Here is a 5,062-nt window from a genome sequence, read left to right as displayed (position 1 = left end):
GCACTGACCAAGGACGGCGCCGTCATTCATCCGAACTTCCAGCCCAAATCTTCCTAGAAATTGGACTTAAGGAGAGAAGCCATGGAGCATATCGCGCATGCCGTCGATCCCTTTGTGTTCCGGCTGTCGATTTTCGTGCTTGCTGTGTTCGTCGGCTATTTCGTGGTGTGGTCGGTAACGCCGGCGCTGCATACGCCGCTGATGTCGGTGACGAATGCGATCTCCTCGGTGATCGTGGTCGGCGCGCTGCTCGCGGTCGGCGTCGGAATGATTTCCTCGGGCAGCGGCTGGGCGCGCGGCTTTGGCTTCGTCGCGCTGATCTTCGCCTGCGTGAACATCTTTGGCGGCTTCCTCGTCACCCAGCGCATGCTGGCGATGTACAAGAAGAAGACAAAGTGAGGATGGGGAATTTTCAAAAGATCGCGTCATGCCCCGCGCCTGCGGAGCATCCAGTGCGCCGGGACGGATCGTTGATTCCTGACGATTTCGGATTACTGGATCAGCCGCTTCCGCGGATGATGACGGGTGAGGGGGCTCGTTCATGAACGCCAATCTGTCTGCAGTTCTCTACCTCGTGGCGGGTGTGCTGTTCATCCTGTCGCTACGGGGACTGTCGAGTCCGGCTTCGAGCCGCCGCGGCAATTTCCTCGGCATGGGCGGCATGGCGATTGCGGTCGCCACCACGCTGGCGAGCCATCCCCCGGCCGACGGTATCGCCTGGCTTCTGGTCATTCTCGGCGTCGCCATCGGCGGCTCGATCGGCGCGGTGATCGCCCGCCGGGTGCCGATGACGTCGATGCCGGAACTCGTCGCCGCGTTCCACTCCCTGGTCGGCATGGCCGCCGTGCTGGTGGCCGCCGGCGCCTTCTACGCGCCCGAGGCCTTCGATATCGGCAGCCCCGGCAATATCCACCCGCAGAGCCTGGTCGAAATGTCGCTCGGCGTCGCCATCGGCGCCTTGACCTTCACCGGCTCGGTGATCGCATTCCTGAAACTGTCCGCCCGCATGAGCGGCGCGCCGATCATCCTGCCGGCCCGCCATATCATCAACAGCGCGCTCGCGATCGCACTCGTGGTGTTCATCGTCGGCCTGGTGCTGACCGGCAGCGCCATCGACTTCTGGCTGATCACCGTCATCGCGCTGGCGCTCGGCGTGCTCATGATCGTCCCGATCGGCGGCGCCGACATGCCGGTCGTGATCTCGATGCTCAATTCCTATTCCGGCTGGGCCGCGGCCGGCATCGGATTCACGCTCGGCAATTCGGCGCTGATCATCACCGGCGCGCTGGTCGGCTCCTCCGGCGCGATCCTGTCCTACATCATGTGCCACGCGATGAACCGCTCCTTCATCTCGGTCATCCTCGGCGGCTTTGGCGGCGAAACCGCAGCTGCGGCGGGCGGCACGGGCGAGGTGCGGCCGGTCAAGCTCGGCTCGGCGGATGATGCCGCTTTCATCATGAAGAACGCGCAGAAGGTGATCATCGTCCCCGGCTACGGCATGGCGGTGGCGCAGGCACAGCATGCGCTGCGCGAAATGGCCGACACCTTGAAGAAGGACGGCGTCGAGGTGAAATATGCCATTCACCCCGTCGCCGGCCGCATGCCCGGCCACATGAACGTGCTGCTGGCGGAAGCCAACGTGCCCTATGACGAGGTGTTCGAGCTCGAGGACATCAATTCGGAATTCGCGCAGGCCGACGTCGCCTTCGTGATCGGCGCCAATGACGTCACCAATCCGGCCGCGGAAGAAGACAAGACGTCGCCAATTTACGGCATGCCCGTGCTGCAGGTCTGGAAGGCCGGCACCGTGATGTTCATCAAGCGTTCGCTGGCCTCGGGCTATGCCGGCATCGACAATCCCTTGTTCTACCGGGACAACACCATGATGCTGCTCGGCGACGCCAAGAAGATGACCGAGAGCATCGTCAAGGCGATGTGACCGCCGGCGAGGAGTGATGGCTGTTCTGAAATGATGGCCGTCCTGAAATGGCTCCTGATCGTCGTTGTCGCGCCCTATTGCACAGGGCTTGTCGTGCTGTTCGTGCGCCAGCGTGCGATGCTGTTTCCGATTCCACCGGTGCGGCGCACTGCGCCCGATGCGGCTGGCCTGCCTGAGGCCAAAGAGCATGTGCTGATCAGTGCCGATGGCGAGAAGGTCATCGTCTGGCACCTGCCGGCCAGGCCCGGACACGAGGTCGTCCTCTATTTTCCCGGCAATGGTGACTTCCTCGCCGGGCTCGTCAGCCGCTTCAAGGTTCTGACCGCTGATGGCACCGGCCTGGTTGCGTTGTCCTATCGCGGCTATGCCGGCTCCAGCGGCAGCCCCAGCGAGCGCGGCCTGCTGCTGGATGCGGATGCCGCCTATGCCTTCACCGCGGCGCGCTATCAGGCGACCCGCATCGTGGCCTGGGGCTTCTCGCTCGGAAGCGGCGTCGCCACCGCTGTCGCGGCCGAACATCCCCTTTCCAAGCTGATCCTGGAGGCACCTTACACCTCCACGGTCGATGTCGCTGGCGCGCTTCTGAAATTCGTGCCGGTCAGCCTGTTGATGTTGGATCGATTCCATTCCGACCGGCGCATCACGGAGGTCACGGTGCCGCTGCTGATCATGCATGGCGCGAAGGACCCCGTGATCTCGATCACGTTCGGGGAACGGCTGTTCGCGCTCGCGCATCAGCCGAAGCAATTCGTCCGGTTTTCCGAAGGCGGGCATAACGATCTGGATCGGTTCGGCGCGACCGAGACCGCAAAGGCGTTCATCGACGGATGGCCCGGCTGACGGGGGCATCGGGGACGCCCCTGAACGCGGGCGAGTGGCCGCACGCTCATCGGCGTACGCCTGGATGACGTTCGCTCCGCTTTCGCGCATAGTCCTGCCATTGCATCTCGATGGGACTTTCGTGACATGAGCGGCGCGAGCCAGACGCCCAAATCGGCGGTGATTTTTCCGGCATTGGCCGTCATGCTGTTCGGGATCGTGACCGCGACCCACTACGAATTTGCGCTCTCGCCGGATGGTTTGGTGTTCGCAGCGCTTCTGCTCGCGATCCTGTTCGGCACCGTGTTTGCGGCAGTACATCATGCCGAGGTGATCGCGCACGCGATCGGCGAGCCCTTCGGCACGCTGCTCTTGACCTTGTCGGTCACGGTCATTGAGGTTGCGCTGATCGCCACGATCATGCTCGGCGACAGGGCCGCGCCGACCCTGGCCCGCGACACCGTGTTCGCGGTTGTCATGATCGTCTGCAACGGTCTGGTCGGCGTCTGCATCTTCATCGGCGGGCTGCGCTACCGCGAGCAGGATTTCCAGGTTGCGGGCGCCAATCTCTATCTGAGCGTGCTGTTCATGCTGGCGACCATCACGCTGGTGCTGCCCAATTACACGCTGACCACGCCCGGACCGGTTTATTCGGAGGCCCAGCTCGGCTTTGTCAGCATCGTGACCATTCTGCTCTATGGCGTGTTTCTCTATACCCAGACCATCCGGCATCGGGACTATTTCGTCGCTGGAACCAATCCAGCCGAGGAGGGCTCTCTCATTCACGGCCGAATGCTGGGATTGAGCATCGGGCTGCTGTTGCTGTCGCTCCTGTCCGTCGTGCTGCTGGCGAAGAAATTCTCGCTGGTCGTCGATATCGCGACTGCGGCGATCGGCGCACCTCCGGCCTTTGCCGGCGTCGTGGTGGCTTTGCTGATCCTGTTGCCGGAAGGCGTGGCGGCGATCTCGGCCGCGCGCCACAACAACCTGCAGAAAAGCATCAATCTCGCGCTCGGTTCCTCGCTCGCCACCATTGGGCTGACGATTCCGGCGGTGGCCGCGGCTGCCTACTTCCTGAACAAGCAATTGGTGCTTGGGGTCAACGCGCAGGAGATGGTACTGTTGCTGCTCACGTTCATGTTGAGCCTTCTGACCTTCGGCACCGGTCGCACCAACATCTTGTTCGGTTTGGTGCATATCGTGGTGTTCGCGGTGTTCGCGTTTATGGTATTCATACCCTGAGGCTGGAGAGAAGCGGTGATCAGCGCGAAGTCCGAGGTTCAGGTCGACACGCCGGAGGTCCGAGTTACGGAGTGGCGCCTCGTGCCGGGCAGCGCGACCGGCCATCACATTCACGGCATGGACTATGTGATCGTTCCCGTGACGGAGGGCGAAATGACGATCGTGGCGCCCGATGGCAACCGTTCCAAAGCCCAGCTGGGCGTCGGTAAATCCTACTTCCGCAAGGCCGGCGTCGAGCACGACGTGCTCAACGAAACCGCCTCGGAAATCGTGTTCCTGGAGGTCGAGTTGAAATCGTAATCTGCCGTTTACCGAATCGCCACTGATCTGACGTAGTTGATCCCTGAATGCGCCTCAAAGTTCCCGCATCAAAAAACCCCGCCGGGGAGTGGTCGGCATGTTGAAATACCTGACGAAATTGGCGATGGACATCCTGCCGTCGGTGGCTGCGACCATCATCGGGGCCTACATCGTCAATCACTACATCAACAAGCCGACCCCGGATCGGCCAACGGCGGCGGTGGCTTCGACAACGGATCCCGGTCAGGCTGACGCCAAGGGTTCGAAATCTGCCGATTCCAAACTTGGCGACGTCAAATCATCCGATCCCAAGGCGACTGCGACCGCCAGCATTCCTGCTTCCGCCGTTACCTCCAAGGGTACCTTCGAGCGGACCACGATCGAGAAGTCGGCGGCGGAACGGCCTGCCGAGGCTAAATCCGCCGAGGCCAAATCTGCCGAGGCCAAATCTGCCGAGGCCAAGTCCACCGAGGCCAAGCCGGCCGAAACCGCCAGCATTCCAGCTGAGGCGCGGCACGCTCCTGCCGGGCCCGGAGCAAAGGAAAAGGCATTTGCGAAGGCTGTTCCGACGCCTGCGGCCTCGTCGACCGCCGCATCGTCGGCTGAAGCCGTGGCTGCTCCGGCGGAAGACCGCCGCGACGTGAACGAGCTGGCCCGCGCGGCGATTGAGCGCCTGCGTGGCAGCGGCGAGCACTCGACGCGCGCGCAGGAAGCCACGCGACTTCCGGAACCGCCGCGGGTTCAGGATGCGCCGCGCGTCGT

General features: G+C 63.0%; 6 protein-coding genes. All 6 read left to right on the top strand.

Going from position 1 to position 5,062, the window contains the following annotated elements:
• The first annotated feature begins 81 nt into the window (after positions 1 to 81).
• A complete protein-coding gene (locus tag WCB02_RS30210; protein WP_423963738.1) occupies positions 82 to 399 on the top strand; it encodes a proton-translocating transhydrogenase family protein in 318 nt (105 codons plus the stop codon).
• A gap of 142 nt (positions 400 to 541) precedes the next feature.
• Positions 542 to 1,939: an NAD(P)(+) transhydrogenase (Re/Si-specific) subunit beta gene (locus WCB02_RS30205; protein ID WP_423963735.1), complete on the top strand. Its 1,398-nt coding sequence runs from the start codon at positions 542 to 544 to the stop codon at positions 1,937 to 1,939.
• Positions 1,940 to 1,972: 33 nt separating this feature from the next.
• Positions 1,973 to 2,779, top strand: coding sequence for an alpha/beta hydrolase (locus WCB02_RS30200; protein ID WP_423963740.1), 807 nt, complete (start codon positions 1,973 to 1,975; stop codon positions 2,777 to 2,779).
• Positions 2,780 to 2,905: 126 nt separating this feature from the next.
• The gene (locus WCB02_RS30195) at positions 2,906 to 4,000 is read left to right on the top strand and encodes a calcium:proton antiporter (protein ID WP_423963732.1); all 1,095 of its coding nucleotides are present in this window, start codon (positions 2,906 to 2,908) and stop codon (positions 3,998 to 4,000) included.
• A 15-nt stretch (positions 4,001 to 4,015) separates the two neighbouring features.
• Positions 4,016 to 4,300 carry a cupin domain-containing protein gene (locus WCB02_RS30190; protein WP_423963730.1) on the top strand — a complete coding sequence of 95 codons (285 nt, stop codon included), beginning with the start codon at positions 4,016 to 4,018 and terminating at the stop codon, positions 4,298 to 4,300.
• Positions 4,301 to 4,397: 97 nt separating this feature from the next.
• The coding region (locus tag WCB02_RS30185) for a hypothetical protein (RefSeq protein WP_423963728.1) at positions 4,398 to 5,062 on the top strand (665 nt) is incomplete at its 3' end.

This window comes from Bradyrhizobium sp. (genome assembly GCF_049581145.1).
GTDB lineage: Bacteria > Pseudomonadota > Alphaproteobacteria > Rhizobiales > Xanthobacteraceae > Bradyrhizobium.
Note: the sequence above shows the minus strand (reverse complement) of the source record. Positions and strands in the feature narration are given on the sequence as shown.

Coding starts and splice junctions, on each gene's coding strand:
- WCB02_RS30210 (WP_423963738.1), top strand. CDS start 82: ATGGAGCATATCGCGCATGCCGTCGATCCCTTTGTGTTCCGGCTGTCG.
- WCB02_RS30205 (WP_423963735.1), top strand. CDS start 542: ATGAACGCCAATCTGTCTGCAGTTCTCTACCTCGTGGCGGGTGTGCTG.
- WCB02_RS30200 (WP_423963740.1), top strand. CDS start 1,973: ATGGCCGTCCTGAAATGGCTCCTGATCGTCGTTGTCGCGCCCTATTGC.
- WCB02_RS30195 (WP_423963732.1), top strand. CDS start 2,906: ATGAGCGGCGCGAGCCAGACGCCCAAATCGGCGGTGATTTTTCCGGCA.